A 25,529-nucleotide genomic window follows, 5' to 3' on the forward strand; every position below is an offset into this window, starting at 1 on the left:
AGAAGCGCGTGGACATGCTCCGTTCCGAGGACGAGGGCATCACGCTGTCGTTGACCAAGGAAGAGTTCTACACCCTGGCCAACTGCGTCAACGAGACCCTCGAAGCCGTGCAGGACTGGGAGTTCTCGACCAGGGTCGGTGTGGACCGATCCTTCGCGGTCGAGCTGCGCTCGGCGCTGGGGAACATCGCCCGCAGTCTCTGAGCCCTTCACACGGGGCATCCTCATGTGGCACTCGGGCGGCTGCAACGAGCGTGCGCCGCCTGGCGGGAGGCGTTGGAGCTGTACCAGGAGCAGGGCCGGGACGACGACGCCCAACGGGTGCGACGACAGCTCGCCGGCCTGCCTCACCGGCGGCAGCGGCCACCACGCCGACGCTCAGGTTCGCACACCCGCTCATTTGCGGGCCGCAGCTCGGGCACCCGACCAGGGCTTGAAGCACAACGCGAACTACAACTCGGAGTCCGTGGCGAGGCGGAACCGTTCATCCTCGCCCTTCGTCCGTTCTCGGAACCCGATCGCAAACGCGTCGATCCTCGCCGGCGTCGGCCGCGAGGCCTCCCGTGTACTCCATGTTCTTCAGGAGTCAGGCGATTAGCCACGGCCGAAGCAGACCAGGGGAACGAGGGTCTCGGCGCAGGCTTCGGCGAGCGCTGCGGCCGGCGGTACATCACGCGCCCGCAGGGCGTAGAACTGGGACATCACGTCGGCCGAGAGGTCGTCCGGTACCCGCGCGACGGCCGCGATCACCGTTGCGGTGCCGCTGTACAGCAGTGCGGCGGTGAAGCCGAGCATCTCGTTCCCGGTCCGCACGACGTTGCGGCCGATGTCGCACGAGGACAGCACCACCTGCTGCGGCACCGTATCCAACTGGTGCACGTCGTAGGCCATCAGCGGGCCGTCGGCGAGGTCGAGGCGCGAGAACAGGAAGTTGCCCGGCTCGTGGTGCCCGTGTGCGGCGAAGTGCACGCAGTTCCTGCGGCCGAGGGCTGTGAGGGTGGCGGCGACGCTGGCCTGTGGTCCACAGAGGACTTCGCTGTCCGGGAACGTCGCCGCGATCTTGCGCACCTCGTCGTCTGCGTGCCGCAGGTGAGGTCCCGCCACGAGCAACGGGTCCACGAACGGTGCGTTCGCGTGTGCTGTCCTGGACCACGCCGACGCGGACATGGCCACCGTGAGCGGTCGGCCGCGCAGACCGGGCAGCAAGTTCCACGGCACGGCGGCGAGTGCTCCGGTGGGCACCACGACGAGATCGTGATCACCGAGCAGCGACCGCATCGGTGCGACGAGAGCATCAGCCAGGACGGCGATCTGGCGCTGGGCCGAGGCGGTCACCACCGCCGCCAGCGCGGACGGCAGCGCTCGTCCGCACATCGCGTCGAGATCACCCCTCAGCAACGCCGCCGTTTCCGTGATCGCGGACAGCCTGCCCATGCGCACGATCCGGCCGGTGCGGTTCGTGATGACCAACGCGCCGAGGTGCTCGCCCTCGGTAAAGAAGCTGACCAGCACGGCGTTGGCTTCGTGCAACGCCTGCGTGACGTCGGTGAACCGCGCGGGCACGAGGTGGCTGCCGCTGCCGTCGGCCTGCCAGCCGTGGGACCGGATCTCTCGCTCCAGTTCCGCGCACCGGCGCCGGGCGGCATGGTCCGGCCGACCGGCGAGTTCGGCGCTGCGGGCGGCCACCGCTGCCTGCCGCAACGCCGAGACGGCGTCGGCGACCACCGGATCGGTCCGCACGCGTGCCTGACGAACCCCGAACGCCTGCGCTCGGGTGCGTTCGAGCCAGCTGAACACGACGTGCGGCCGGCCGGTGCGCAACGAGGTCGACAACCCGAGGCGAGCCAGGTCGTTGCCGAGCGTGGCCGTACTGGTCTGCAGGTCCACACTGCCCAGTCTGCCGCGGTAGTCCCTGAGCAGCACGAGCCCGGCGCGTGCCTCGGCGAGGGACCCGGCTACCTGGCCGGTCGCTCGCCGCAGCTCCGCGGTGGCCAGGCGGCGCAACAACCTGACCTCCAACCGCGGCCTCCGCGTCCGGTACTGACCGAGCTGCCGTTGCGCGGCACCGAGATCGCGGGACCGGACGTACGCCCGCACCGCCAACAGGGAGGCGACCTCGGCGTCGTGGCGCAACCCGAGGGTGGTGAGCGAGCTCGCCAGTTCCTCGGCGCGCTGCGGAATCGCGCTGATCTGCCGTGCCTCGGCGAAGTCGGCGCGCAACCGGGTCAACACTGCCAGTTTGGCCCAGGTCGCGTTGGCGCGGCGGGTGAACCTGCGTTCCGCCCGGCGGGCCCAGCGGCGCGCCTCAGCCGGTTTGCCTTGCGCCAGTGCGACATGGGCACGGACGAGCTCGGCCTCCGCACGTTCGTGGGTCGGCCGTGCTCTACTGAGCGCGGCGAGCACGCCGTCCAGTTCGCGGGCGGCCTCCGCGGTCAGGCCGACGCCGAGCAAGGCCCGCGCCTTGTCCATTCCGACCTGGGGCAGGACCGCGGGTGCGTGCTCGGCGAGTGCGGTGCGGGCACGTTCGAACGCCCGCAGTGCGGCGGGGACGTCACCAGCGAGCATCTCGCAGTAGCCGAGGTTGAGCCGCGCCTTGGCGAGCACTCGAGGCAGGCGCGCGGCGTGCGCGACTTCCTCACACCGCTGGAGATCCGCTTTGCAGAGCCGGACGCGCCCGGCCAGTTCGTGCGCCATCGCGCGGTTGAGCAGACAGCTCGCGTGTGCCTGCGGATCGGAACCCGCCTCGAGCAGGGGGAGCGCCAGGCTCATGCACCGCACCGCGTCGTCGAGCTCGCCGAGGTAGAGGTGCACCCAGCCACGCTGGTCCTCGAGGATCGCGAGGTCCTGTGGTGCGACGAATCCCTGCGCACGGTCGAGCAGCGCGATCCCGACCTGGCTGTGACCGAGCAGCACCTCCGCCGCGGCCAAGCTGATCATCAGCCTGGCCGCGAGCGCGTGCTCGCCGAGATGCGGTTCCAGCAACTGCAGCCCCGTGCGCAACAACCGGGCACCGCGATCCGGCCGACCGGCACCGACCGCGCTCCTGCCTCTGGCATGCAGACTCCTCGCGCGTTCGGCGGCATCCGGCATCTTGTTCTCCTACAACACGATCGACGGTGTGGCGACGCCGTCGCCGCTGCGCACGAACAGCTGGGCTACCCCGTGCGGGACCCCGTCGAACACGAAACGCCCGCCCTCGTCCGACGTGGTGGACCGGGCTGCCACGGGGGTGCGCAGCTCCACCGGGACACGGGTGGGCGGGGTGATCCAGCCGTCCACCCGGACGGAGTCGTCGGAGTTGACCGTGATGTCGACCAGGACGGTGATCGTCGAGCCGGTGAACGTGATGAGCCGCGTCTGCTCGCCGCGTGCCGCCGCGGGCGCGTCCCTGGCGGCGAGGCGGAGGAACTCGACGGGTTCGGCGAGTTCGAACGCGAAGGTCACCAGCGTCACCAGGTCGGCGGGCATCGGGTCGACCTCGTTCCACATCTCCCGGACGCCGCCCAGCACCACTTCGTCTCCGGAGTCGAGCGGGCCGTTCGGATCACTCCCGTCCACGGCTGCCTCCTGTCGACGCGTCCGAGGTGAGCAGCGTGCGCAGCTTCGCGAGGCACCGTCCCCTGGTCGGGCCGATCGTGCCGTGTTTCATGCCGAGCGTGGCACCGATCTCGCCGTAGTCGGGACGGTGCGTGAACGCCAGCATCCGCAGCAGGGCCTGGCATCGCGAAGGCAGCTGACGCACCAACGCCCAGAGGTGCTGCTGCGACGCGTCGGTGACGACATGCTCCTCCGGTGTCGGCAGGTCGTCCACGATCATCTCGAACGCGCTGCCGTCGACCAGGTCCTCCTGCCCGCGTGCGCGGCGCGCCCGCCACGACTCCCGTTTCGTGACGGTGACGAGCCAGCTGATGAGCGCCTGGGGCGACCGGATGTCCGACCACGACACGATCAGCTTCAGCCACGCGTTCTGCACGACGTCGCTCGCCGCGTCACGGTCGAGGCCCTGCGCCCTGGCCACGTGCCACATCATCGGGCTCAGCTCGCGGACGATCTCGTTGAGACTGTCGCGCGAGCCGTGCCGTGCGGCCTCCAGCAGCTGCCCCATCCGGACAGCCGCTGGAGACGCCGACGGTTCGTCGGGTGTCACGACGGTTTCCCAGGGTTCGCACTCTGTCGCAACGCGGCCACCACGGCCTTGGCGCGGGCCATGTCAGGTACCGGCACCTCGGCCTTCTCGACCTCCTCGGGCTGCTCAGCTTCCGGTGCTGGTTTGAAGAGTTGGTTGGCGATCTCTGCGGCGACGACGGGCGTGGCGAACGACGTTCCTGACCACGAGGCGAACCCGCTGACGAAGTCGTCCGAATCGAACCCCTCCCGGGCGATCCTCGGTTCGGCGTTGTCGGGCAGCCGGCCGACAACCGGCCGGTTCGAGCCTCGGACGTCGTCGGGGAAGGTGCTGATCAGGTTCGAGCCGGGTGCGTAGACGCTCACGGACTCACCGGTGTTGCTGAACCACGCCACGGTGCCGTTCGTGTTGAGCGCGCCGACGCCGATGACCCGCTCACCCGTCCATTTGTCGGCCGGAACCGCCGCGAGCGCTGCGGGCATGAAAGGACGGGAGGTGGTGTCGTTGCCTGCCGCTGCCACGACCAGGACACCGTGCGCGGTGAGGAGCTCGAGCACTTCGCCGATGCGCGTGGTCCTGGCCTGTTCGTGGTCCTCCCGGTAGTAGCCGAGCGACAGGGAGATCACGTCCACCCAGCCGGACGGATTCGTCCGATCCTTTTGCTTGGCCAGCAGGACGTAGAGGGCGATGAGGACGTCGGCCTCGTATGCGACGTCATCCGCGCGCAGGGCGCGGATGGACAGCACGTCGGCGCCAGGAGCGGCCTGGTGGATGAGGCCGGCGATGAACGTGCCGTGCCCGATTCCCGTCGAGAGCTGCTGGGTGATGGGGTCGGCGTAGACCGGGCCTTCGCGGTCTGAGTCCAGGACATCGCTGACGGTGAGGCCCTGCACGTGGGTCAGCTGGGCCTGGATGAGTTTCTGAGTGATGGGGGAGACCTTGAGGAAATGGTCAGGGTCGGTGGACAGCGCCTGGCCGCCGGAGGTACCGAACCATTCGTGGGCGCCGTACCCGGTGTCCACGACTGCGATCACCGGTCGGCGCGTGCCGGTCTTCGGCTTCGGGCGACACGGTGGTGCGCCCACGTACATGACGGGCCGACGGCCGTATCCGCTGCGCACGGCGGCGGGTTCCTCATCACCTGTGCCGGGATGCGGTTCGCTGGCGGGGGCCGGACCGATGATCACACAGCCCGAGAGCGCGTGTTCCAGCGAGATCCGGTCGACGTCGTCGCGATCGTCCTGGGGGAGGCGCTCGAATTCTCTCGCGACCACCGCTCGGCGCAGCGCCTGCAGGGAGGTCCAGGCATCCGGTGGCGAACCGTCCGCGGTGTGCAGGACCGCGGGTCTGGGCAGACCGGCGAGTGTGTCCAGATAAGGCTGTGCTTCCTCGACCTCGCTCAGCGGTGCCGGCGGCGTCAGTTCCACGTTTCCGTTCGTCCGCAGCACCTGGCGGACCATGTCGAGCGCGGCCGACTCCTTGCGAAACAGACGTTCTGGGATGAGCAGGGTCGCCGCGCGGTAGACGGTCGAGCGCGGCTGTGTTCCTGGGCCGTTGTCGCTTGGAATCCGTGTGGCCTCAGCGGGTTTGAGCTGCCGCAGGCCGTGGCGGTCGAGCACCTCCTGCGGCCAGGGACGAGGTTCTCCCTGCAGTCCTTCGGCGACTGGCTGGGACTCGGTGATCCACACGAAACGACTCGGCATGGCTCTTCCTCTCCAAACGAACTATCGCCCGCAAGACGGAGAGCGTTGCGCCGATCCCTCAGATGCGCGCATACGTCACGAAGAGGACACGAATTCGCTTTGGCGTCACATGTATCCGGGCGCTCGCCGGAAGACACATGTCAGCGCAGGACCTCATCAGTTCCGTCCACAGTGGAGAGTGAACGATGTCAGACGACGACAGTGCGGTCGCCCTGGAGCGGCTGCGCCCCCATCCCATCCACCTGCGACCGTGCCGGGTTCGAATCCTGATGGTGATCGACGGCATCGGCTCGTTCGACACCGGGGACTTCGGGCTGAGCTCTTTGCTGGAGGCGCTGTCCGTGCCACCGGGGCCGTGGGTGCGATTCGACGTCACGACGGCTCATCGGACGGGCCACGAGTCGGCGTCGCTGCCGGAGCCGTTCAAGTTCGACGCCGTGGACCTCACGCAGTACGACCAGATTTGGCTGTTCGGCGTGGACAGGGCTGGCGCCGAACTGACCGAGACCGAGCTGCGCGCGCTGGCGGAGTTCATGGACGGCGGTGGCGGGGTGTTCGCCACCGGCGACCACGAGAACCTCGGAGTGAAGATGTGCGGCCGGGTTCCGCGAGTGCGCAGCATGCGCAAGTGGCACTGGCCGACGCCAGGTCCCAACGGTGAGCCGATCGCGCCGAAGGTGGACGGGCCGGATCGCCGTGACACGCTGAGCAGGGGCAACGATCTGGTCGTCCAGTTCGATGACCAGTCCGACGACGTGCCGCAGTGCATCACGCCGAAGACGTATGCCACGTGGCACTGGAATCCCTACTGGCACAGGGAACGTCCGCATCCGTTGCTCTGCGGGCCGCGAGGCGTGATCAGAGTGCTGCCCGACCACCCGCACGAGGGCGAGTGCTACGTGCCGGCCGACCTCACGGCGACCTTCACGTTCGACGGCTACACGACCACGGAATACCCCGGTGAGCCGGCGCCGGAAGTGATCGCGTGGTCGCGCAACGGTTGCCGGATGCCGGCGGACGTGAAGGGTGTGCTCAACCCAGCGACGTTCGGCGCGATCGGTGCCTACGACGGGCATCGGGCCGATGTCGGCCGCGTGGTCGTCGACGCGACGTGGCACCACTTCTTCAACATCAACCTCGTCGGTGTCGCGGGAAATGCCGACCCGATCAAGCGCAAGGGCTTCACCGCCACGCCGTCCGGGCAGGAGGCCTACGAGGACATCAAGTCCTACTTCCGCAACATCGCGGTGTGGCTGGCCCGCGAGTCCACCCAGCGCCGCATGTGGTGGTGCGCGGTGTGGTGGGCGCGGTGGCACCACCGGGTCGCGATGGACCTGCGTCCGCACTACCTGGCCTCGGTGGACCGGCTGGACCTCGCCGAACTGCTGCGCATCGGCAGTGAGGCGCGGGACGCGCTGGGCCGGGTGGCGTCCCAGTGCACGATTCAGGACTGGGCCGCCAAGCGCCTGATCCGTCCGGCGTTCCCGCGGATCTGGGAGGAACTGGCCGACGTCCTCGACCCGTGGCGGCCACGACCGCCGCTGCCGGACGTCTTCCCGTCGCCCGATCCCCGCATCGTGGCGTCGCTGCACGGAGAACTGCTGGTGGACGCCTGCCTCGGAGCCGTGATGCACGCCGTCGCCGCCAGATTCCCCCAAGCCAGCGAGGAGTCACGCCTGCTCGCGGAGGAGACCGACTTCGGCGACGTCGTAGACGACCACGTGCACCAGGCCGTGCGACTGCTGGCCAGGCACTCCGCCGACGAGAGCGAGGTGCTGCGGCGAGTGGCCACCGCCGCCGGTGATCGGGAGGAGTGAGGGGCAGGCCAGTAGTTCGTCCAATTTGATCGGCAGATCGCGGACCCGGACACCAGTCGCGTGGTGGACGGCGTTCGCGCCGACCGCGCCTGCGGATCCGACCACCCCGACACGCTGACCACCCGAGGCAGTGTCGCCCGCTCGCCGGGTGTAGCTGGTGACCCCGCAGGCACAGCCACCATGTTGGAGGAACTGCTCACTGAGGTTCCCCCGGTAGCTCGGAGACTTTCAAGCATGGTCCGATAGGGCCTGAAGGGAGTCGTCCGTGGCACCACCGAAGAAGTACCCCGACGAGCTGAGGGCTCGTGCGGTCCGGCTGTATCGGGAGTCGGACCCGAAGCCGGTGATCCGCCGGTTGGCCGAGCAGCTCGGGGTGCATCACGAAGCACTGCGTAACTGGAACCGGCAGGACGAGGCCGACCGCGACGACCGGCCCACGACCAGCGAGTCGGAGGAGCTGCGCCGGCTGCGGCGGGAGAACGCGGAACTCAAGCGTGCCAACGAGATCCTCAATGCCGCGAGTGTTGCCTTGACCGGTTGAATCTAAGCAGTTCACCTCCTGGGTCTTCGGCGAGAAGATCCGCTCAGCCGGTCTGCTGCCATCCTTCGGAACCGTCGGCGACGGCCTCGACAACGCGATGATGGAATCCTTCTGGTCATCGATGCAGATCGAGCTGCTGAACCGTCAACGATGGAAGACCCGCGTGGAGCTGGCCAACGCGATCTTCGACTACATCGAGATCTTCCACAACCGACGCCGACGGCACGCCGCCCTCGGCTACCTCACCCCACTCGAGTACGAACTACGCTCTGACCACGACACCACCACCGCCGCCAGTTAGCCACCACGACTGGAACCCTTCCGGTGGGGCAGGTCACAGATGCCACCAATCCGTGCAGCAGAACCGGCAGCACCGCCGCACCGGTTGAAACCCTCCCCTCTGACAGACAAACCACGGTTCGTCATCCTCAGGGTGAGGGGGAGTACCTCAGTGATCGAGTCCCGCGTCATCGGGCGGGGGCACCAGCCGGGCGGCAGACTGATCACGTGCTGCTTCCCACTCCCGCCCCTGGGCCCGACGCCGCGGCGCTGTGGGTGCGCACGCACCTCGGCGACCTCTGCGGTGACACTCCGGAGGCCTCGCCGACGTTCCGGGGTGGTCAGCAGGCCGCCGACGCTGCGCTCGTCACCCTCGACCTCGCCGGGTACGCGGCGCGGCGCAACGATGTGCTCCCGCGCGGCAGACGCGGCGCCAGTCGCCTCTCGCCCTACCTGCGGCACGGCCTGATCGACCTGCCGCGGGCGTGGGCCGCCGCCGCAGCGGCACCACCACGTGACCGCGCGAAGTTCCGCGATGAGCTCGCCTGGCAGGAGTACTCCCGCCACCTCTACGCCCGGCTCGGCACGCGCGGTGCCGCCGCACTGCGCGCCGCACCGGCCCGCGCGGCCGTGCGGTGGACCGACCCCTGGCCCGAGCGGATGCGCTGCGTGTCGTTCTGCGTCGAGGAGTTGGAAACCGACGGGTGGCTCGTCAACCAGACCCGGATGTGGCTCGCCTCGCAGTGGACCGTGCGGGCGGGGGCGGAGTGGACGGGCGGCGAGGACCGGTTCTTCACGCACCTGCTCGACGGGTCCCGCGCGGCCAATCGGGTGGGCTGGCAGTGGACGATCGGCGCGGGCACAGGCAAGCCCTACGGCTTCTCGCGCTGGCAGGTGCGCAAACGGGCTCCTCAGCTGTGCCGGGAATGTCCGCTGAGCGCCGACTGCCCGATCGAGGACTGGCCCGCCTCCGGCCGAGCAGCCGGAGCCGGAACCCCTGCTGCGCCACGATCCCGACCCCGAGTCGACCGGTGGACCCCGCAGCCCGGCCGGGCACGGCAGGCCGGAGGCCGTGTGGCTCACCGCGGAGTCGCTGGGCGACGCCGACCCGGCGCTGGCCGCGCACCCGGACCTGCCCGCCGTGTTCGTGTTCGACACGCCCCTGCTCGCCCGGCTCCGCCTGTCGGGCAAGCGCCTGGTGTTCCTGACCGAGACCCTCGCCGACCTCGCCACCCGTCGAGAGGTGGCGATCCACCGCGGCGACGTGGTCCAGCAGCTGCGGGAACGCGACGTGGCCGTCACCTTCGCGCCGGTGCCGGGGTTCCGATCCCGCGCCGCGGCCGTCGAACCGAGCACCGTGCACCCCTGGCGCTGGCTCTTCCGCCTGCAAGGGGGACCGGTCAGCTCGTACAGCGCCTGGCGCAAGAAGACGGCCGCGCACCCCGGCTGACCGGCACCCGCGCGAGCCGGCGACCGCACCGCGTGGCGGTCCCGCCGGACTCAGGACGGCGCGGGCCGCCCAGGAGCCCCGCCGGACGGCCGATCCCGGTCGCCCACCTCGTCTGGTCCTGTGCGCACTCGCGCTTCGCCGATCCGGTCCTGCTCGGCGTCGGGTCGCACCGCCGTGTCGACCTGCTCGCCGGGCGCGAGTGGCCTGGCGACCCCCTCGCCCTGCTGAACGAGATGATCGCGACCGGTGTCGAGGCGGGAGGGCTGCCGCCCGCTCACACCCGCGGTGACGTCGTCGCCCTCGTGACCGGCCTGGCCGGAATCGCCACCGTGTACGAGAGCGCGATCGCCGACGGCCCGCTCATCCTCGACTACCTGCGCGAGACCGTCGCCGAGCACGATCCGGCGAGCCGCATCCGGTTCCGGTACCGGGTCGTGCGGGCCTCATGGGACAGCGGGCGCGAGGTGGACGCTGACGGTCGAGCGCGTCGTCGTCAGCCGGGAAGCCCGCCGGGCTCGTCACCATGCTCCAGCGCACCCCGACGTACCTCATGCCGCTCGGCCGGGTGGACAAGAACGCCGTCTGGCTGCTCCTTTGTTCTGCGGACGTTCTTCGGGATCTGGGTCACAGCTGCCTGTGGGGAGGTGACCGTGCACTCTCTCGGGTGCGCTGTGGTGCACCGTGCACCACCCGCGAGTGCGTCGGGATTGTCCATTGTGGACGCGAGCGTGGTAGGAGCGGAGGCGAACCGCAGTGCGAGACGTCGTGCACGACGGCGGGATCGACTTCCGGCCATCATGCGAGTTGGCGGACGCGCCCATAGCGTTGACGTCGGTCAAGTGCTTAGGGCGAAAGGTGTTCTCATGAGGTTCATCGCGGCGGCGGCAGCGGTCGTGCTCGGGTTCTCCCTGGTTCCCGCGCAGGCTTCAGCGGAGACGACCGGCGGAGAGGTGCGTCCGGTGCGCTCGGTCGACCTTGAGCGGTATCAGGGGCGCTGGGTGCAGGTGGCGGCGATCGCCCAGCCGTTCCAAGCCCAGTGTGCCCGCAACGACGGTGCTCGGTACACCCTCCTGCCGGACGGACAGGTCCAGGTCGTCAACTCCTGCACCCGCGCGGACGGCACGACGACGTCGCTCGAGGGCAGGGCCCGGCAGGAGAGCCCGGACTCGACGTCGAGGCTGCAGGTGTCGTTCGTCAAGATCGGCGACACGTGGAACTTCGACCGGCCGGGCGCCTACTGGGTGATCGGTCTGGACCGCGACTACCGCTGGGCGGTGGTCGGCGCACCGGACCATCGTTCCGGGTTCGTGCTGGCGCGCACTGCCACGCCGTCCAGGAAGGACGTCGCGGGTATGGCCACCGCGTTGCTGCGCAACGGGTACGACCTCTGTGCCTTCAAGATCACGGCACAGGACGGCGGCGCGCCGGAGTCCGTCTCGCTGTGTCCCGTGAGCTGACCGGACGTACCGATCCCGAAGCGGTGCCCGCCCGTGCGGGTGCCGCTGGGATGGATCGTGCTCCCGCTCAGCGCGAGCGCCTGGCGGCGGAGTGTGATCGCTGAGGACGTCGGCGTGCGGGAATGGGTTGGTGCGCCGGGCGCCTCGGCGGGCCCCGGGAGGTCGCTGTCCGGGCTCCACCTGAGTCGCCGACGAGGTCGACCGACCCGGTGGCGGGGACGGCGCCGACTCCGGGGTCGACCTCGTGCTATCGCTGGCGGAGTGAGGCCGAAGCGCCGCGGGTCGCACTGCATCGCAAGTGTCCGAAGTGGACAGGAGAAGCGCCTCGTCGTCCACAGAGTCACCAGCTTGGACGGATCGGGCGGGCGTTCGTCTCTCCGCTGCCTGAGTTCGGACACCCCGGCGCTGCAGGCGGCTCCTCGCCGCACCTGGGGCGATCTCGTCATCGTGGCGATCTGCTTGTGCCGCAGGTCCTCATGGGAACGCGAGCGCCGAGAGCGTGCCGTTGTTCGCAGGGCAGTCCACTGATCGCCTCCTGCGCGGCCCCTCGAGCTTGTGCGACACCGCATCTGGTCCTGACGCGGCAGGTGGCTCGTGCGTCAGGGCCGTCGGTGCAGGACGGCTGAAGCGGCGGTTGTGAGCGTGCGCTCTTCGAACTCCAGTCGTGCCAGGTCGCCAGGGAGGGCTCGTTCGGTCAGCAGGCCGTTGACGACGGTCAGGAGGAACCGGGCGTGGTGTTCGAGTTCTCCGGGTGCGAGGGCCCCCTCGTCGTGCAGCGTGGAGAGCCATCGCACGACCCTGTGTACGGCGAACTGTTCGAGAGCCAGGAAGACGTGGCTGTCGTCCTCGGACGCAGGCGACGCCACGTAGGCGTTGTACAGCGAGCCCCAGTGGTTGCGGGCTTGTTCTCCTGTGCCCACCTGTGACAGCACCAGTCGCAGGCACGCGACCAGGCGCTCTGCGGGTGTCCGTGTGAGGTCCTGCATCGGGTCGTCCGGGAGGTCCACCTCGTGCAGCCCCGCGACCACCTCGTCGATCAACGCCCGCTGGGTGGGGAAGAAGTGCCGCAGCGACCCGGTGCTGACGCCCGCTCGTGTGGCCACGGCGCGCACGCTCAGCCTGACCGTCGGATCCTCGCCGAGCATGGTCGCCGCGGCGATCAGGATCTTGTCTCGTGTGCTGTGAGTCATGTGCTGGTTCACCTCGTGCGATTGTCCTGCTTCTTCTTATCACGGCGTGCTAGATGTGCGCTCTAGTACAGTGTGATAGAAAGTAGTACAGCGTGATAGAAGATGATCGCGCAGCGACACGAGGAGTGGAAATGTCCGGCCACGGCCGATCTTGGCTTCTGCAAGGTGACCAACCGGCGCCTGTGCGCGGTGTGCCGGCGGGCACCGAGTACCACCGCGCGTACGCGGGGGAGGGGCGACGCGTCCTCCGGGGAATCCTCGCGATCGTGCTCCTGGTAGTGGGGTTCGTCGGTTTCGCCGTCCTGTTCCAGCGGCTCTCGGAAGTCGCCGATGCCGCCCTGTTCGATCGTTCGGGACCATCGACGCCACTGCGCCAGGCGGCCGGCGCGCTGGGGCTGGCCGCGCTCATCCCGTACTCGATGCTGGTGCAACGCATCGTCTATGGCGTGCGGGCGGGGTCGTTGCACTCCGTGGCGGGCCGGTTCCGGTTCGGAGTTCTCGGTCGCGCACTGCTGGTGTTCGGACCGCCGCTGCTGCTGGTGGTCTCGGTTGTCGCCTTGAGCGGCGTCAAGTCCGTCCCGTGGACGACCGTCGATCTGATCTCGTTCTTCGTCATCGGGATGCTGCTGAACCCTCTCGCCGCCGCGGGGGAGGAGTACGGATTCCGCGGACTGCTGTTCCGCGTGTTCGGTGGCTGGACCCGCGGGGCGCGGTCCGGCGCGATCTTCGGCATCGTCATGACCACCGTGCTGTTCTCGCTCGCCCACGGAACGCTAGACCCGTTCCTTTTCACGTCCTATCTCGTGCTGTTCTCGTCCATGGCGATCGTGACCTGGCGTACCGGTGGTCTTGAGGTAGCGGTCGTCCTGCACAGCGTCTACAACGTGACCGCCCTCGTGCTGGCCACGACGTTGCACGTCGACGTCGGCGCCGAGTTGGCGAACCGGGGCGCGGCGGTCGGTTCCTGGAACAACCTCGCGCCCAGTGCCGTGCTCGTCGTCATCACGGCGATCGTCTGGTGGATGACGCGCAAGGACGGGCCCGCGTGCACGCCTGAGACGGCTGCGTGATCCTCTGCTCTGCCGGGCGATGACGCGACCTCACGACGACCAGGCTGGACGGGAGACATCGGCTCGAGTTCGAGCGAACGCCGCCTGTCCAAGCGTGCGATGCCGGGTGACGGGCGGCCATCGGCACCGTTCGCTGGTGGCAGATGACACGCCATTCGGCGTTGTCGAGGTCCGAGGACGACCGGCTGTGCACGCGGTGCGCATCACGGACGAAGGTGGGCGCATCGAGGTCGGCAGGGGCAAGGGCGGGGCTTGGCCCTCGCCTCGCGGATGTCCCGAAGCGTTACCAGGAATGTCCGCGTGACCTGAACTGTGCGGCTGGCTCTGGTTTCAGGCACTCACACCCTTCGTCCTCGGAGCAGCGCACCAGGCCGTCGAGATCCTGTTCCCCGGCCAGCCGGAGCTCGGCCCGATCCACCTGACACCACCAGACCAGCGCACTTTGTTCGCACCGAATCCACCTGCGCCGGCGATGCCCGGCGGATAAGGAGAAGCTGTCATGCACGAGTGGAGCCGCCGTCGTGCGGAACGACGGATCAGGCCCGGGACCGGGAAGGAGCTGAAGCCGTTCCGCTGGTGGCAGCTCCTGTCCCGATCGCTGTACGGACTCGCGCTCCGCCGCGACGACGGGCAGCGGGCGGAGTACGCCGTGGACGTGCGCCAGCGCCGCCGGTTCTTCGCGAGCGACGGCAAGGGCACCGCTGACCTCTACCTCGACGGACACCACCACGCCGAGTCCAAGCTCCCCGCCGCCTTCCCCGTCCCCGGCGGCACGATCGAGGTCGCCGAGTCCCCGTTCGGACTGAAACGCTGCCACTACGTCACGGCGAACGGAGCAGAACAGCAACTGATCCCGGATCGCAGATCGGCCGAGGGACGCCGAGCGCACCTCGACCGCACGCGCCCCGTACTGAGCCGCTCGATCAGCGCCACGTCGATCGCCCTGCTCGTGACCTCGGTGCTCCTGCTCATCCCACAACTCGTGGAGATCGCTTTCAAGTTGCCGCCTGTCGCGGAGCGTTTCGGGACGTTCACCTCGCCTGTCTCGCTCCCGGCATGGCTCAACTCCCTGCTCGCCGTCGCCGCGACACTGGCCAGCATCGAACGCGCCCTCCGCCTGCGCCACAACAGGTTCCTCGACACCGTGGGCTAGATCGAGAACTGACCGAGGTTGTTGACAGTCTGGTCTCCTGAACCGGAGGAGGCCCATCCGTGCAGGTCGGCAGGCATCAGCAGGTTACCGATCGTCATCCGGCATGATCGCGGCCGTGCTGGTCCGCTTCGCCTACCTCGCCGTCTCTCGCCTTCACCGCGCTGTGGCTGATGCGCATGACCGATCGGGAGAAGGACGTCGAGATCCTCGCGGTACGCCACCAACTCGGGGTCTTGCACCGACAGCTCGGTAATCAGCGCCCACGATTGCGGTCAGAGGACAGGGCGTTGCTCGCAGCCTTGCTCATGCCCTTGGCCCGTGCGACGTTGCGCAGGCTCCAGCTGTTGGTCAGCCTGGACACGGTGCTGAGGTGGCATCGCGACTTGATCAAGCGCCGCCATGCCCGAGTGAGCGTGAACCGGGCGCCCGGACGTCCGCGCACTGTCGCTTCGATCCGCTGGCTCGTCCTGCGCCTGGCAAACGAGAACCCCTCGTGGGGGTATCGACGCATCCACGGTGAGCTCGAGCTGCTTGGTGTCGCGGTCGCGGCGTCGACGGTGTGGGAGCTCCTCAAGACTGCCGGCGTCGATCCGGCTCCGAGCCGGACAACTGTTACTTGGGCTGACTTCCTGCGTTCGCAGACGGAGGCGATCCTGGCGATGGACTTCGTCGAGGCGGTCACGCTGACCGGGCAGCGCCAGTACATTCTCGCCGTAATCCACCACGCCAGTCGGCGTGTATGGATAGCCGGCACGACCGCGCACCCGACCCATGTCTGGGTCACCCAGGCTGTCCGCAACTTGCTTATGGATCTCGAGGACACCGGACACGCTGCGCGGATTAGGTTTCTCATTCGTGATCGAGACGCCAAACATCCCGCGTTGATCGACGACGTCCTAGGTTCCGCGGGGATTGCGACGGTACTAACCGGTGTTCGGATGCCCCGTATGAACTCCGTCATGGAACGCTGGGTGAAGACCCTGCGCGCCGAACTGTTGGACCGCACGCTGATCTGGAATCAGGCTCACTTACGGCACGCGCTGCGTGAGTACGAGAGGCACTGTAACGAGCACCGCACCCACCGATCACTCGCCGCCGCAGCACCCTTGCGAGCCCAGCCCCAGCCTCTTGAGCCCGCCCAGATCGAACGCCTCACCATAGGTCGGCACGACCGTCTCGGCGGAGTCATCCATGAGTATCGCTATGTCGCTTGACCCGCATGGATGAGGTTTTCGGCACGCACAAGGTCGGCGTGGTCGACCGGGACGGCATGGCCGCGGCCTGGACCGGCGCGCAGTGCGGGGCCTTCGCGGGCGCCAGGCTGGGCGAGGGGTACGCGGTCCTGGGCAACCTGTTGGCGGGCGAGGAAGTTCTCGAGGCGATGGAGTCCGCCTGGCTCAGCGCTGACTCCGCCACTCCGCTGGCCGACCAGTTGCTGGCCGCGCTCGCCGCCGGAGACGAAGCGGGCGGCGACCGGCGCGGCTGGCAGAGCGCGGCCGTGTTCGTCGTGGGACTAAACGGAATCGGCCACGGGACTCACGTCGAGGCGGACCTCCGCGTGGACGACGCGCCGGCACCGATCAGCGAGCTGATCCGGCTCCGCCAGCTCCACAGACAGCTCCACGACATGTCATGAGCACCGGTCCCCGGAACTACCGGTCGCGTCAGCTCCGGCTCAGGTGGCATCTGGCAGGCCCGCTGTTCCGCCTGCTCGCCCAGGCGGGCGTCGTGGCGGTGGCCGCCGTCGTCGGGTTCGCCTTCCTCAGCATCGGCAACGTGATCAACGAGACGGCGTCGGTGCTGGTGGCGGTCGTCTTCGGCGTCGCGACCGTCCTGCAGTTGCGGCAGGCCCAGCGCCGGCACTACACGGTCGGGTTGCTCATGAACCTGCAGAGCACGCTGACGTTGTCGGCCGCGGACCTGTGGATGGCCCACCGCGAGATCGACGACGAGGTCCCGGCCGAGGACATGCAGCACGTGATCGCCCTGCTGGACTACTACGAGTTCCTCTCCGCGCTGGCTTTTCGCGGTTTCGTCGAGATCCCCCTTCTCATCGATCTTCGCGGCGGAGCCATGACCCGGTGCTACGACCTTTACCGCTCCTACATCACCAAGTGCCGTGCCGAGATCGGCTCTGTGCTCTACGTCGGCCTCGAGACCTTCGTCGACGAGTACGCCCGCCACGTGAAGCACCGGATCCTGACACCCGTTGCCGCACCGCCGGACACGCTCGACGGTGCGGCCCCGACCACCGCCGGCTGAGTGCGCCGGTTCCGTTGGGGTGTCAGCGGTTCAGGTGGACGGCGATGGTGCTGGCGATCTCCGCCATGGGGACGGGATGGGTCATGTCGCCGTGGGTGGTGGCGACGGGGTGGAGGTGCAGAGTGCCGGTGATGTGGGGGGCCCACGCCTCGGGGTGCGGTGAGGAGTCGGTTCGGCCCTCGGTGGCCTGGAAGAACAGGGCGTCGCCGCGGTAGGCGGTCGTGGGGGTGTGCGTGTCGGAGAGATGGCGGTTGTGGGCGAAGACGGCGGGCAGGGCGGCCACGGCGCGGGCGCCCAGGACGGGGACGAGGTCGTCGAGAGAGGTGCGGCCCAGGGAGGCCAGGAGGTCGGCGGTGGGGTCGGAGGGCATCGCAGGAGAGGAGTCCGCGGGGGTGCCGGGGTAGCCGTCGAGGAGGGCCAGGAAGGCCACTTCCGCGTTCTCGGCCTGCAGGCGGCTGGCGATGGCGTGGGCGACCTGGGCGCCGAAGGACCAGCCCAGGAGGTGGTAAGGACCCTCGGGCTGGACGGCGCGGATCTCGGCCACGTAGTCCTTGACCATCTCGTCCAGGGTGCCGGTCCACGGTTCGGTGAGAGCGCGGGACTGCAGGGCGTGGACGGGGCGGTCGTCGAGGTGGCGGAGCAGTCCTGAGTAGACCCAGCCGATGCCCGCGGCGGGGTGGACGCAGAACAGGGGTGCCCTGGAACCGTTGGAGCGCAACGGGAGCAGGACGTTGAGGGGATCGGTGTCGGTCTCGTCGAGGCGGGTGGCCAGTCCCGCGGGGGTGGGGGCGTCGAAGACGGCGCGGATGGTGGCGCGCACGCCGAGGGCGCGGTGGACGCGGTCGACCAGGCGGGTGGCGAGCAGGGAGTGGCCGCCCAGGTCGAAGAAGTCGTCGTCGACACCGATGGAGTCCAGGCCGAGGACGTCGGCGAACACGGCGCAGAGGACGCGTTCGCGGTGGTCGCGCGGCGGGCGGGTGGGAGTGCGGGTGAAGTCGGGGGCGGGCAGAGCCTTGCGGTCGAGCTTGCCCGACGGGCTCAGCGGCAGTTCCGCCAGCGCGACGACGGCCGCGGGGACCATGGCCTCGGGTAGCGACCGCGCCGCGAACTCGCGCACCGCAGCCGGGTCGAAGACAGACCCCGCGGGCACGGTGTAGACCACCAGGCGTTTGTCGCCGGGGCGGTCTTCGCGGACCACCGCGGCCGCCTGGGCCACCAACGGGTGAGCGGAGACGGCGGCGGCGACCTCGCCCAGCTCGATCCGCACGCCGCGGATCTTGACCTGGTCGTCGGTGCGACCCAGGTACTCCAGCACCCCGCCGTCGTGCCAGCGGACCAGGTCACCCGTGCGGTACATCCGCTCGCCGGGGCGGTGGGGGTTGGGGACGAAGCGCTGGCCGGTGGTGGCGGGGCGGTTGAGGTAGCCGGTGGCGAGCTGGGTGCCGGAGAGGTAGAGCTCGCCGGTCGCGCCGGCGGGCACCGGGGACAGCGCGGGGTCGAGGACGTAGACCTGGGTGTTCCACACCGGACGTCCAATGGGGACGGACGCGGTCGGGTCGTGCTGGAACCGTTGCCAGGTCACGTCGACGGACGCCTCGGTGGGGCCGTAGAGGTTGTCGAGGTGAGCGGTGAAGCCCGCCGCGAAGCGCTCGGCCAGCGGGGTGGGCAGGGCCTCACCGCTGCAGACGACCTGGCGCAGGCTGCGGCAACGGCCGGGGGCGACGGAGGCGGTGAAGACCTCCAGCATCGACGGGACGAAGTGGGCGACGGTGACGCCGGCGCTCTCGATCAGGCCGGCCAGGTAGTCGGGATCCTTGTGGCCCTCGGGTTTCGCCACGACCAGGAGCGCGCCCGTGATCAACGGCCAGAAGAACTCCCACACCGACACGTCGAAGCTCGACGGGGTCTTCTGCAGGACGCGGTCCGACGGCGTGAGGTGGTAGCGGTCCTGCATCCACAGCAGGCGGTTCACGATGCCGGAGTGGGGGACGACCACGCCCTTGGGCTTGCCGGTGGAGCCGGAGGTGTAGATGACGTACGCCGCGTCGTCCGGCGTCGCCGTCGGCAGCGGGATCTCCTCGGTGGCAAGAGGAAGAGCGGCCAGCGACTCCGGGGTGAGCATGAGCACCGGTGCGGCGTCGGCGACCATGTGCGCCACCCGGTCGGCCGGGTAGCCGGGGTCGACGGGCAGGTAGGCCGCGCCCGTCTTGTGCACGGCGTACAGCGCGATGATCAGGTCCAGCGAACGCGGCAGCGCCACGCCGACCGTGCGGCCACGGGTTGCCCCCGCGCGGTGCAGGGCGTGGGCCAGCGCGGTGGCGCGCTCGTCCAGTTCGGCGTAGGTCAGGCCGGTGCCGTCGAACTCGACCGCGGGGGCGTGCGGGGTGCGGGCGACCTGGGCGGTGAACAGGGCGGGCAGGGTCGTGGCGGGCACGTCGGCGGCGGTGTCGTTCCAGTCCTGAAGGATCAGCGTGCGCTCAGCTGGGTCGAGGACGTCGATCTCGCGGGTGCGCAGGCCGGGGTCGGCGGCGACCGCGGCCAGCACGCGGAGGAACCGGTCGGCCAGGCTCCGCGCGGTGCCGGCGTCGAACAGGTCGGCCGCGTAGGCCAGGGAGCCGTCCAGCCCGCCGCCGGGCGCCTCGGCGAAGCCCAGCCCCAGGTCGAACTTGACGCTCTGGGCGCCGATCTCGTGCTCGGCGACTGAGAGGCCCGGCAGGGACAGGTCGGCCTGGTCGGTGTTCTGCAGCACCAGTGAGACCTGGAACAGCGGGTGCCTGGCCAGGGACCGGGCCGGGTTCAACTCCCGCACGAGCCGCTCGAACGGAACGTCCTGGTGCTCGAACGCGCGAAGGTCGGTCTCCCGGACCCTGGCGAGCAGGTCGGTGAAGGCGGGGTCGCCCGCGGTGTCGACGCGCAGCACGAGGGTGTTGACGAAGAACCCGACGACGTCGTCGAGCGCGCGGTCCGCGCGGCCGGCGACCGGGGTGCCGATCGGGATGTCGGTGCCCGCGCCGACGCGGGTGAGCAGGGTGGCGAGCGCGGCCTGCAGGACCATGAACAGCGTCACCCGGTGCTTCCCGGCCAGCTCCAGCAGCCGGGCGTGCAGGGCGGTGTCGATCTGGACGGGCACCGTGCCGCCCCGGTGGGTGGCGACCGCGGGGCGGGGGCGGTCGGTGGGCGGCGCCAGTTCGTCGGGCAGGCCCGCGAGCGCGCCGCGCCAGTGCTCGACCTGGCCTGCCAGCAGGGAGTCGAGCAGGTCGCGCTGCCAGAGGGTGTAGTCGGCGTACTGCACCGGCAACGGCGTCCAGCCGGGCTCGGCGCCCGCCAGCCGCGCGGTGTAGGCGGTGCGCAGGTCGCGGACCAGCGGGCCCAGGGACGCGCCGTCGACGGCGATGTGGTGCAGCAGCAGGAGAAGCACGTGCTCGTCGGGGCCGGTGACGAACAGCGTGGTGCGCACGGGCGCTTCGACCGCGAGGTCGAACTCCTGGCGTGCCGCATCGGTGAGCGCGGCGTCGAGGTCGGTGTGGCCGACGACGTCCAGCGCGGGCCGCCACTCGTCGAGCACGACCTGGCAGGGGGCCCCGTCGACCTCGGGGAAGACCGTGCGCAGCGCCTCGTGCCTGCCGACGACGTCGTGCAGGGCGGCCTCAAGCGCGCCGCGGTCCAGCGCACCGGTCAGGCGCAGCGCGTACGGGACGGCGTAGCCCGCGCCCTGGTTCTCCAGGCGGTTGAGGAACCACAGCCGGGACTGGGCGGGCGACAGGGGCAGCAGCCGCGGCCGGGGGCCCGCGACCAGGGCGGGGCGGACGGGCCTGCCCGCGGCGCGGTCGACGGCGGCGGCGACGCCCTCGACGGTGGGGTCGGCGAACACGTCGGCCAGCGCGATCTCCGCGTCGAAGGTGGTGCGGACACGGGCGATGAGCTTGGCCGCCAGCAGCGAGTGGCCGCCGAGGTCGAAGAAGCCGTCGCGGACGCCGACGCCGTCGACGCCGAGCAGGTCGGCGTACATCCCGCAGAGGATCTCCTCGCGGGCCGTGCGCGGCCGTGTGTGGTCGGTGGCGGCCTCGGCCGACGGGGCGGGCAGGGCGCGGCGGTCGAGCTTGCCGTTGGGGGTCAGCGGGAGGGCGTCGAGCACGACGAACGCGCCGGGCACGAGGTAGTCGGGCAGCGCGGCGGCGGCGTGCGCGCGGACTCCGGCGGTGTCGAGCGCGCCGTCCGCGGGCACCAGGTAGGCGACCAGACGCTTGTCGCCGGGGCGGTCCTCGCGGACGACGACGGCGGCCTGGGCGACGGCGGGGTGGCGGGTGAGCACCGCGCCGACCTCGCCCGGCTCCACCCGGAAGCCGCGGATCTTGACCTGGTCGTCGGTGCGGCCGACGTACTCCAGCACGCCGTCGGCGCGCCAGCGGCCCAGATCGCCGGTGCGGTACATGCGTTCGCCGGGACCGTCGAACGGGCTGGTGAGGAACCGGCCCGCGGTCAGGCCGGACTGGCCGAGGTACCCCTCCGCGAGGCCGAGACCGGACAGGTAGACCTCGCCGATGACGCCAGGCGGTACCGGCTGGAGGGCGGCGTCGAGCACGTGGGTGCGCTTGTTGGCGAGGGAGCGGCCGATCGGGACCGACCGGCCGAGTGCGTCGGCCGGCGTCAGCGCGTGGCTGGTGCCGATGATCATGTTCTCCACCGGGCCGTAGCCGTTGACCAGGCGCACGTGCGGGTGGCGGCGCAGCAGTTCGCCGACGTGGCGGGTGGAGGCGGCCTCACCGCCGGTCATCACCTGGCGCAGCCCGGCGAAGACCTCCGGGTGCTCGTCGACCAGGTAGTTGAACAGGCTGGCAGACAGGTAGGCGGTGGTGACGCCGTGCCGGGGGATGAGCCGGGCGACGACGGCGGGTTCGGGTCGCGATCCGGGGTGCAGCACGCAGGCGGCCCCCGACAGCAGCGGTCCGAACAGCTCCAGCACGAAGGCGTCCCACGACGCCGGCGAGCACTGCAGCCACACCTGTTCCGCGTTGAAGTCCAAAAAGGACTGCGACAGCAGGCTGGCCACGATCGAGCGGTGCGAGCCCAGGATTCCCTTGGGGCGCCCGGTGGAGCCCGAGGTGAACATGACGCACGCCGCGTCGGTGGGCGCGCCGGGGATGTCGACCGGCGCGGCGGAGAGTCCGGCGGCTTCAGCCATCCGTTCAGGGGTGAGCGTGGTGCCGACGCCGGCGTCGGCACCGATCTCGCGGACGCGCGCGGCGGGCAGCGCGGGGTCGAGAACGGTGTAGGCGGCGCCCGCCTTGAACACGCCGAGCACGGCGGCGACGAGGTTGACGCCGCGTTCCAGCGCGATGCCGACGACGTCCCCGCGCCGCACGCCACTGTCGCGCAGGTGGCGGGCGACGCGGTTGGACCGCTCGTCCAGCTCGCGGTAGCTGATCTGCGCGTCGTCGGTGATCAGCGCGACGGCGTCGGGCCGGGCGGCGGCGTGAGCGGAGAACAGGGCGTGCACGGTCTCGTCCGGGAAGGCCGCGCCGGTGTCGTTCCACTCGTGCAGGACCAGTGCGCTGTCGGCGGGGTCGAGCACGGGCAGGCGGTCGACGGCCCTGCCGGGGTCGGCGGCGACGGCGGTCAGGACGAGGGTGAGGGCGGTGAGCAGACGCCGCGCGGTGGCCGGGTCGAACAGGTCGGTGCTGAACTCCAGCGTGCAGTCCAGGCCTCCGGCGTGGGGCTTCTCGTCGACGGTCAGGGTGAGGTCGAACTTGGCGTTGCCCTGCGTGCCGTCGGCCAGCCGGACGTCGAGTCCGGCCAGCCGAGGTCCGGCCTCCTCGCCGCCGGTCAGCGACAGCGCCACCTGGAACAGCGGGTGACGGGCGAGCACGCGCGGCGGGTTGAGCTCCTTGACCAGCCGGTCGAAGGGCACGTCGGCGGCGGCGTACGCGGCCAGGTCGGTGTCGCGGACGCGGCTGAGCAGGTCGGTGAACGCGGGCCCGCCGGCGGTGTCCACGCGCAGCACCAGGGAGTTGACGAAGAACCCGACCAGGTCGTCGAGGACCTCGTCGGCGCGGCCGGCCACGGGGGTGCCGACGACGATGTCGGTGCCCGCGCCCATGCGGGTCAGCGCGGCGGAGAGTGCGGCGTGCACGACCATGAACAGCGTCGCCTGGTTGGCGCGGGCCAGGGCTGCCAGGGCGGCGTGGGTGCCGGCGCCGACCTGGGCGGTGACGGCGTCCTTGGCGTGGGTCGGGTCGGCTGGGCGGGACCGGTCGTAGGGCAGGGCCATCTCCTCGGGCAGGCCGTCCAGCGCGGTCTTCCAGAAGTCCACGCGGCCGTCGAGGTCCAGTTCCTGTTGCCAGAGGGTGTAGTCGGCGTACTGCACCGGCAGCGGCGTCCAACCGGGTGCGCAGCCGGCCAGCCTGGCCTCGTAGGCGGTGCCCAGGTCGCGCAGCAGCGGACCGCTCGACACGCCGTCGCCCGCGATGTGGTGCAGGGCGAGCACGAGCACCGACGCGGTGTCGCATGTGGACAGCAGGGTGGCGCGCAGCGGGAGGTCGGCGGCGAGGTCGAACGGTGCGCCGGCGGCCTCGTCGACGAGCCGGTCGAGGTCGGCCGCGGCGCAACGGCGCGCGGTGAGCACGTCGCCGAACTCGGCGAGGACGTGCTGGCGCGGCTGCCCGTCGACGGCGGGGAACACCGTGCGCAGGCTCTCGTGACGGGTGACGACGTCGCGCAGGGCGGTGGCGAGGGCGGGCACGTCGACGCGTCCGGTCAGGCGCAGGGTCAACGGGATCGTGTAGGCGCGGTCCTGGCCGCGCACGCCGGCGAGGAACCACAGGCCCTGCTGGGCGGGTGACAACGGCACCGCCTCCGGGCGTGGGCGGGCCACCAGCGGCGGGTGGGTCGTGCCGGAGGCCTTGTCGAGGGCGGCGGCGACCCCGGCGACGGTGGGCGCGCGGAAGAACGTGCGCAGGCCCAGCTCGAAGCCCAGCGCCGCGCGGACACGACTGATCAGCCGCGTCGCGAGCAGGGAGTGCCCGCCCAGGGCGAAGAACCCGTCGTGGACGCCGACCGACTCCAGGCCGAGCACGTCCGCGAACAGTCCACAGAGGACGCGCTCGCGTTCGTCGCGCGGCTCCCGGCGGACCGGGGCCTCCTCGGCCGGCGCCGGCTTCTCCACGTGCGCCGAGGCGGCCGGCGCGGCGGGCAGGCCGAGGCGGGACAGCGGGACGTCCGGAGTGGACAGTGCGAGGTCGAGCAGACGCACCAGGGTGTCGCCGAGGTGCGCCACGAAGGCGCGGTCGAGCCGGTCGGCCGCGTACTCGAGCTGGCAGTCCATGCCGCCGTCGGTGCGGCGGGCGAACACCACGCTCAGGTCGAGCTTGGCCGCGGCGAGGTCGAGCGGTTCCACGGTGACGCCGAGCCCGTCGAGCCGCGGCGGGGCCGAGTCCTCCTGCAGGACCAGCATGACCTGGTAGACCGGGTGCGCGGGGGAGCCGCGGTCCACGCCGAGCCGCTCGACGACCCGTTCGAACGGCACGTCCTGGTGGGCGTAGGCGTCGAACGCGGTCTCCTTGGCCCGGCGCAGCAGCTCGGCGAAGCCGGGGTCGCCGACGAGGTCGGTGCGCAGCGCCAGGGTGTTGCCGAAGAAGCCCACCAGGTCGTCCAGCGCGGGGTCCTGCCTGCCCGAGACCGGGGTGCCCAGCACGACGTCCTGCCCGGCGCCGTTCAGGCCCAGCAGAGCGCTGACCGCCGCCTGCAGGCCGACGAACGGGGTGCAGCCTGCCGCGCGCGCCGCGTCGGCCAGCCTCGCGCAGAGCGGCGCGGGCAGCTCCACCTCGACGATCCCGGCGCCCGTGCCCTGTCCGTTGGCGGGCAACGAGATCCGCTCCGGAAGGCCGGCCAGCCTGCCTTCCCAGTACGCCAGCTGCTCGGCGAGCAGGCTGTCCGGGTCGTCCTCGGCGCCGAGCACCTCGCGCTGCCACAGGGCGAAGTCGCCGTACTGGACCTCCAGCGGCGCCCAGTTCGGGGCGACGCCCGTCGCACGGGCGGTGTAGGCGGTGTCGAGGTCGCGCAGCAGCGGGCCGAACGAACCGCCGTCAGCGGCGATGTGGTGCAGCAGCACCAACAGCACGTGCTCGTCGGGCGAGACGCGGAACAGCGTGGTGCGCAACGGGATCTCGGTGGAGAGGTCGAACGGCCGCGACGCCGCCGCGACGAGCGCTGCGGGCAACTCGGCGTCGACGACCTCGAAGGGCGGTCGCGCGTCCTCGATCACGCGATGCCCCGGCGTCCCGTCCACGATCGGGATGACCGTGCGCAGCACCTCGTGCCTGTCCGCCACGTCGGCGACGGCGGCGCGCAGGGCGGTGACGTCCAGTGGTCCGCGCAGCCGCAGGGCGACCGGGACGTTGTAGGCGGCCCCGGGACCGTCGAGCTGGTCGAGGAACCACAGCCGTTGCTGGCCGAACGACAGTGCGGACATGGTGGGCTTTCCTTT

The 25,529-nt window shown here is 70.6% G+C and carries 16 protein-coding genes and 3 pseudogenes; 12 read left to right on the plus strand and 7 right to left on the minus strand.

Annotated features, from left to right (window positions below):
• The first annotated feature begins 8 nt into the window (after nucleotides 1–8).
• The gene (locus tag ACIRG5_RS25910) at nucleotides 9–203 is read left to right on the plus strand and encodes a hypothetical protein (RefSeq protein WP_402908867.1); all 195 of its coding nucleotides are present in this window, start codon (nucleotides 9–11) and stop codon (nucleotides 201–203) included.
• A 390-nt stretch (nucleotides 204–593) separates the two neighbouring features.
• Here the strand turns inward: ACIRG5_RS25910 and ACIRG5_RS25915 are convergent, their stop codons facing one another.
• The 4 genes from ACIRG5_RS25915 to ACIRG5_RS25930 are packed head-to-tail and all read right to left on the minus strand — an operon-like array spanning nucleotide 594 to nucleotide 5,828.
• Complete coding sequence (locus ACIRG5_RS25915) at nucleotides 594–3,089, minus strand: CHAT domain-containing protein (protein WP_402908869.1); 2,496 nt, start codon at nucleotides 3,087–3,089, stop codon at nucleotides 594–596.
• Nucleotides 3,090–3,098: 9 nt separating this feature from the next.
• Nucleotides 3,099–3,557: a hypothetical protein gene (locus tag ACIRG5_RS25920; protein WP_402908871.1), complete on the minus strand. Its 459-nt coding sequence runs from the start codon at nucleotides 3,555–3,557 to the stop codon at nucleotides 3,099–3,101.
• A complete protein-coding gene (locus tag ACIRG5_RS25925; protein ID WP_402908873.1) occupies nucleotides 3,544–4,146 on the minus strand; it encodes an RNA polymerase sigma factor in 603 nt (200 codons plus the stop codon). Before ACIRG5_RS25925 ends, ACIRG5_RS25920 begins: the two co-directional genes overlap by 14 nt.
• On the minus strand, nucleotides 4,143–5,828 hold the full coding sequence (locus tag ACIRG5_RS25930) for a S8 family peptidase (protein ID WP_402908875.1): 1,686 nt from the start codon (nucleotides 5,826–5,828) through the stop codon (nucleotides 4,143–4,145). The genes ACIRG5_RS25925 and ACIRG5_RS25930 overlap by 4 nt, the downstream gene beginning before the upstream one ends.
• Before the next feature lie 185 nt (nucleotides 5,829–6,013).
• Here ACIRG5_RS25930 and ACIRG5_RS25935 point away from each other — a divergent pair, with 185 nt between their 5' ends.
• The 5 genes and pseudogenes from ACIRG5_RS25935 (at nucleotide 6,014) to ACIRG5_RS25955 (ending at nucleotide 9,915) form a co-directional block, all read left to right on the plus strand.
• On the plus strand, nucleotides 6,014–7,645 hold the full coding sequence (locus ACIRG5_RS25935) for a hypothetical protein (RefSeq protein ID WP_402908877.1): 1,632 nt from the start codon (nucleotides 6,014–6,016) through the stop codon (nucleotides 7,643–7,645).
• 265 nt (nucleotides 7,646–7,910) lie between these two features.
• A pseudogene (locus ACIRG5_RS25940) lies at nucleotides 7,911–8,177 on the plus strand (transposase); the annotation flags it as partial.
• Between the two features lie 16 nt (nucleotides 8,178–8,193).
• A pseudogene (locus ACIRG5_RS25945) lies at nucleotides 8,194–8,487 on the plus strand (transposase); the annotation flags it as partial.
• Nucleotides 8,488–9,191: 704 nt separating this feature from the next.
• A pseudogene (locus ACIRG5_RS25950) lies at nucleotides 9,192–9,272 on the plus strand (hypothetical protein); the annotation flags it as partial.
• A gap of 265 nt (nucleotides 9,273–9,537) precedes the next feature.
• Nucleotides 9,538–9,915, plus strand: a complete 378-nt coding sequence (locus ACIRG5_RS25955; protein WP_402908987.1) for a hypothetical protein — start codon at nucleotides 9,538–9,540, stop codon at nucleotides 9,913–9,915.
• A 50-nt stretch (nucleotides 9,916–9,965) separates the two neighbouring features.
• Here ACIRG5_RS25955 and ACIRG5_RS25960 read toward each other — a convergent pair whose 3' ends face one another.
• Nucleotides 9,966–10,313: a hypothetical protein gene (locus ACIRG5_RS25960; RefSeq protein WP_402908989.1), complete on the minus strand. Its 348-nt coding sequence runs from the start codon at nucleotides 10,311–10,313 to the stop codon at nucleotides 9,966–9,968.
• A gap of 465 nt (nucleotides 10,314–10,778) precedes the next feature.
• On the opposite strand from ACIRG5_RS25960, the gene ACIRG5_RS25965 reads away from it, so the two are divergent.
• Entirely contained in the window at nucleotides 10,779–11,372 is a 594-nt protein-coding gene (locus ACIRG5_RS25965) for a lipocalin family protein (RefSeq protein WP_402908983.1), read from the plus strand.
• Nucleotides 11,373–11,971: 599 nt separating this feature from the next.
• On the opposite strand, the gene ACIRG5_RS25970 is transcribed toward ACIRG5_RS25965, so the two are convergent.
• Nucleotides 11,972–12,562, minus strand: coding sequence for a TetR/AcrR family transcriptional regulator (locus ACIRG5_RS25970; RefSeq protein WP_402908879.1), 591 nt, complete (start codon nucleotides 12,560–12,562; stop codon nucleotides 11,972–11,974).
• A gap of 182 nt (nucleotides 12,563–12,744) precedes the next feature.
• Between ACIRG5_RS25970 and ACIRG5_RS25975 the strand changes: the two genes are divergently transcribed.
• The 5 genes from ACIRG5_RS25975 to ACIRG5_RS25995 all read left to right on the plus strand — a co-directional run bounded on the left by ACIRG5_RS25975 (nucleotide 12,745) and on the right by ACIRG5_RS25995 (nucleotide 17,047).
• Nucleotides 12,745–13,632, plus strand: coding sequence for a lysostaphin resistance A-like protein (locus tag ACIRG5_RS25975; RefSeq protein ID WP_402908881.1), 888 nt, complete (start codon nucleotides 12,745–12,747; stop codon nucleotides 13,630–13,632).
• 499 nt (nucleotides 13,633–14,131) lie between these two features.
• Nucleotides 14,132–14,785 carry a hypothetical protein gene (locus ACIRG5_RS25980; RefSeq protein WP_402908883.1) on the plus strand — a complete coding sequence of 218 codons (654 nt, stop codon included), beginning with the start codon at nucleotides 14,132–14,134 and terminating at the stop codon, nucleotides 14,783–14,785.
• 176 nt (nucleotides 14,786–14,961) lie between these two features.
• On the plus strand, nucleotides 14,962–15,999 hold the full coding sequence (locus tag ACIRG5_RS25985; RefSeq protein WP_402908885.1) for an integrase core domain-containing protein: 1,038 nt from the start codon (nucleotides 14,962–14,964) through the stop codon (nucleotides 15,997–15,999).
• A 5-nt stretch (nucleotides 16,000–16,004) separates the two neighbouring features.
• Nucleotides 16,005–16,421, plus strand: a complete 417-nt coding sequence (locus ACIRG5_RS25990; RefSeq protein ID WP_402908887.1) for a DUF1028 domain-containing protein — start codon at nucleotides 16,005–16,007, stop codon at nucleotides 16,419–16,421.
• Nucleotides 16,418–17,047: a hypothetical protein gene (locus ACIRG5_RS25995; RefSeq protein WP_402908889.1), complete on the plus strand. Its 630-nt coding sequence runs from the start codon at nucleotides 16,418–16,420 to the stop codon at nucleotides 17,045–17,047. The genes ACIRG5_RS25990 and ACIRG5_RS25995 overlap by 4 nt, the downstream gene beginning before the upstream one ends.
• 22 nt (nucleotides 17,048–17,069) lie before the next feature.
• Here the strand turns inward: ACIRG5_RS25995 and ACIRG5_RS26000 are convergent, their stop codons facing one another.
• Nucleotides 17,070–25,514, minus strand: a complete 8,445-nt coding sequence (locus ACIRG5_RS26000) for an amino acid adenylation domain-containing protein (RefSeq protein ID WP_402908891.1) — start codon at nucleotides 25,512–25,514, stop codon at nucleotides 17,070–17,072.
• Nucleotides 25,515–25,529 lie beyond the last annotated feature (15 nt).

It is taken from the genome of Lentzea sp. NPDC102401, assembly GCF_044765805.1.
GTDB lineage: Bacteria > Actinomycetota > Actinomycetes > Mycobacteriales > Pseudonocardiaceae > Lentzea > Lentzea sokolovensis.

Bases quoted from the DNA above. Each gene is read 5' to 3' on its own strand.
- ACIRG5_RS25915 (WP_402908869.1), bottom strand. From the start codon at position 3,089: ATGCCGGATGCCGCCGAACGCGCGAGGAGTCTGCATGCCAGAGGCAGG.
- ACIRG5_RS25930 (WP_402908875.1), bottom strand. From the start codon at position 5,828: ATGCCGAGTCGTTTCGTGTGGATCACCGAGTCCCAGCCAGTCGCCGAA.
- ACIRG5_RS25935 (WP_402908877.1), top strand. From the start codon at position 6,014: ATGTCAGACGACGACAGTGCGGTCGCCCTGGAGCGGCTGCGCCCCCAT.
- ACIRG5_RS25965 (WP_402908983.1), top strand. From the start codon at position 10,779: ATGAGGTTCATCGCGGCGGCGGCAGCGGTCGTGCTCGGGTTCTCCCTG.
- ACIRG5_RS25970 (WP_402908879.1), bottom strand. From the start codon at position 12,562: ATGACTCACAGCACACGAGACAAGATCCTGATCGCCGCGGCGACCATG.
- ACIRG5_RS25980 (WP_402908883.1), top strand. From the start codon at position 14,132: ATGCACGAGTGGAGCCGCCGTCGTGCGGAACGACGGATCAGGCCCGGG.
- ACIRG5_RS25985 (WP_402908885.1), top strand. From the start codon at position 14,962: ATGACCGATCGGGAGAAGGACGTCGAGATCCTCGCGGTACGCCACCAA.
- ACIRG5_RS25990 (WP_402908887.1), top strand. From the start codon at position 16,005: ATGGATGAGGTTTTCGGCACGCACAAGGTCGGCGTGGTCGACCGGGAC.
- ACIRG5_RS25995 (WP_402908889.1), top strand. From the start codon at position 16,418: ATGAGCACCGGTCCCCGGAACTACCGGTCGCGTCAGCTCCGGCTCAGG.
- ACIRG5_RS26000 (WP_402908891.1), bottom strand. From the start codon at position 25,514: ATGTCCGCACTGTCGTTCGGCCAGCAACGGCTGTGGTTCCTCGACCAG.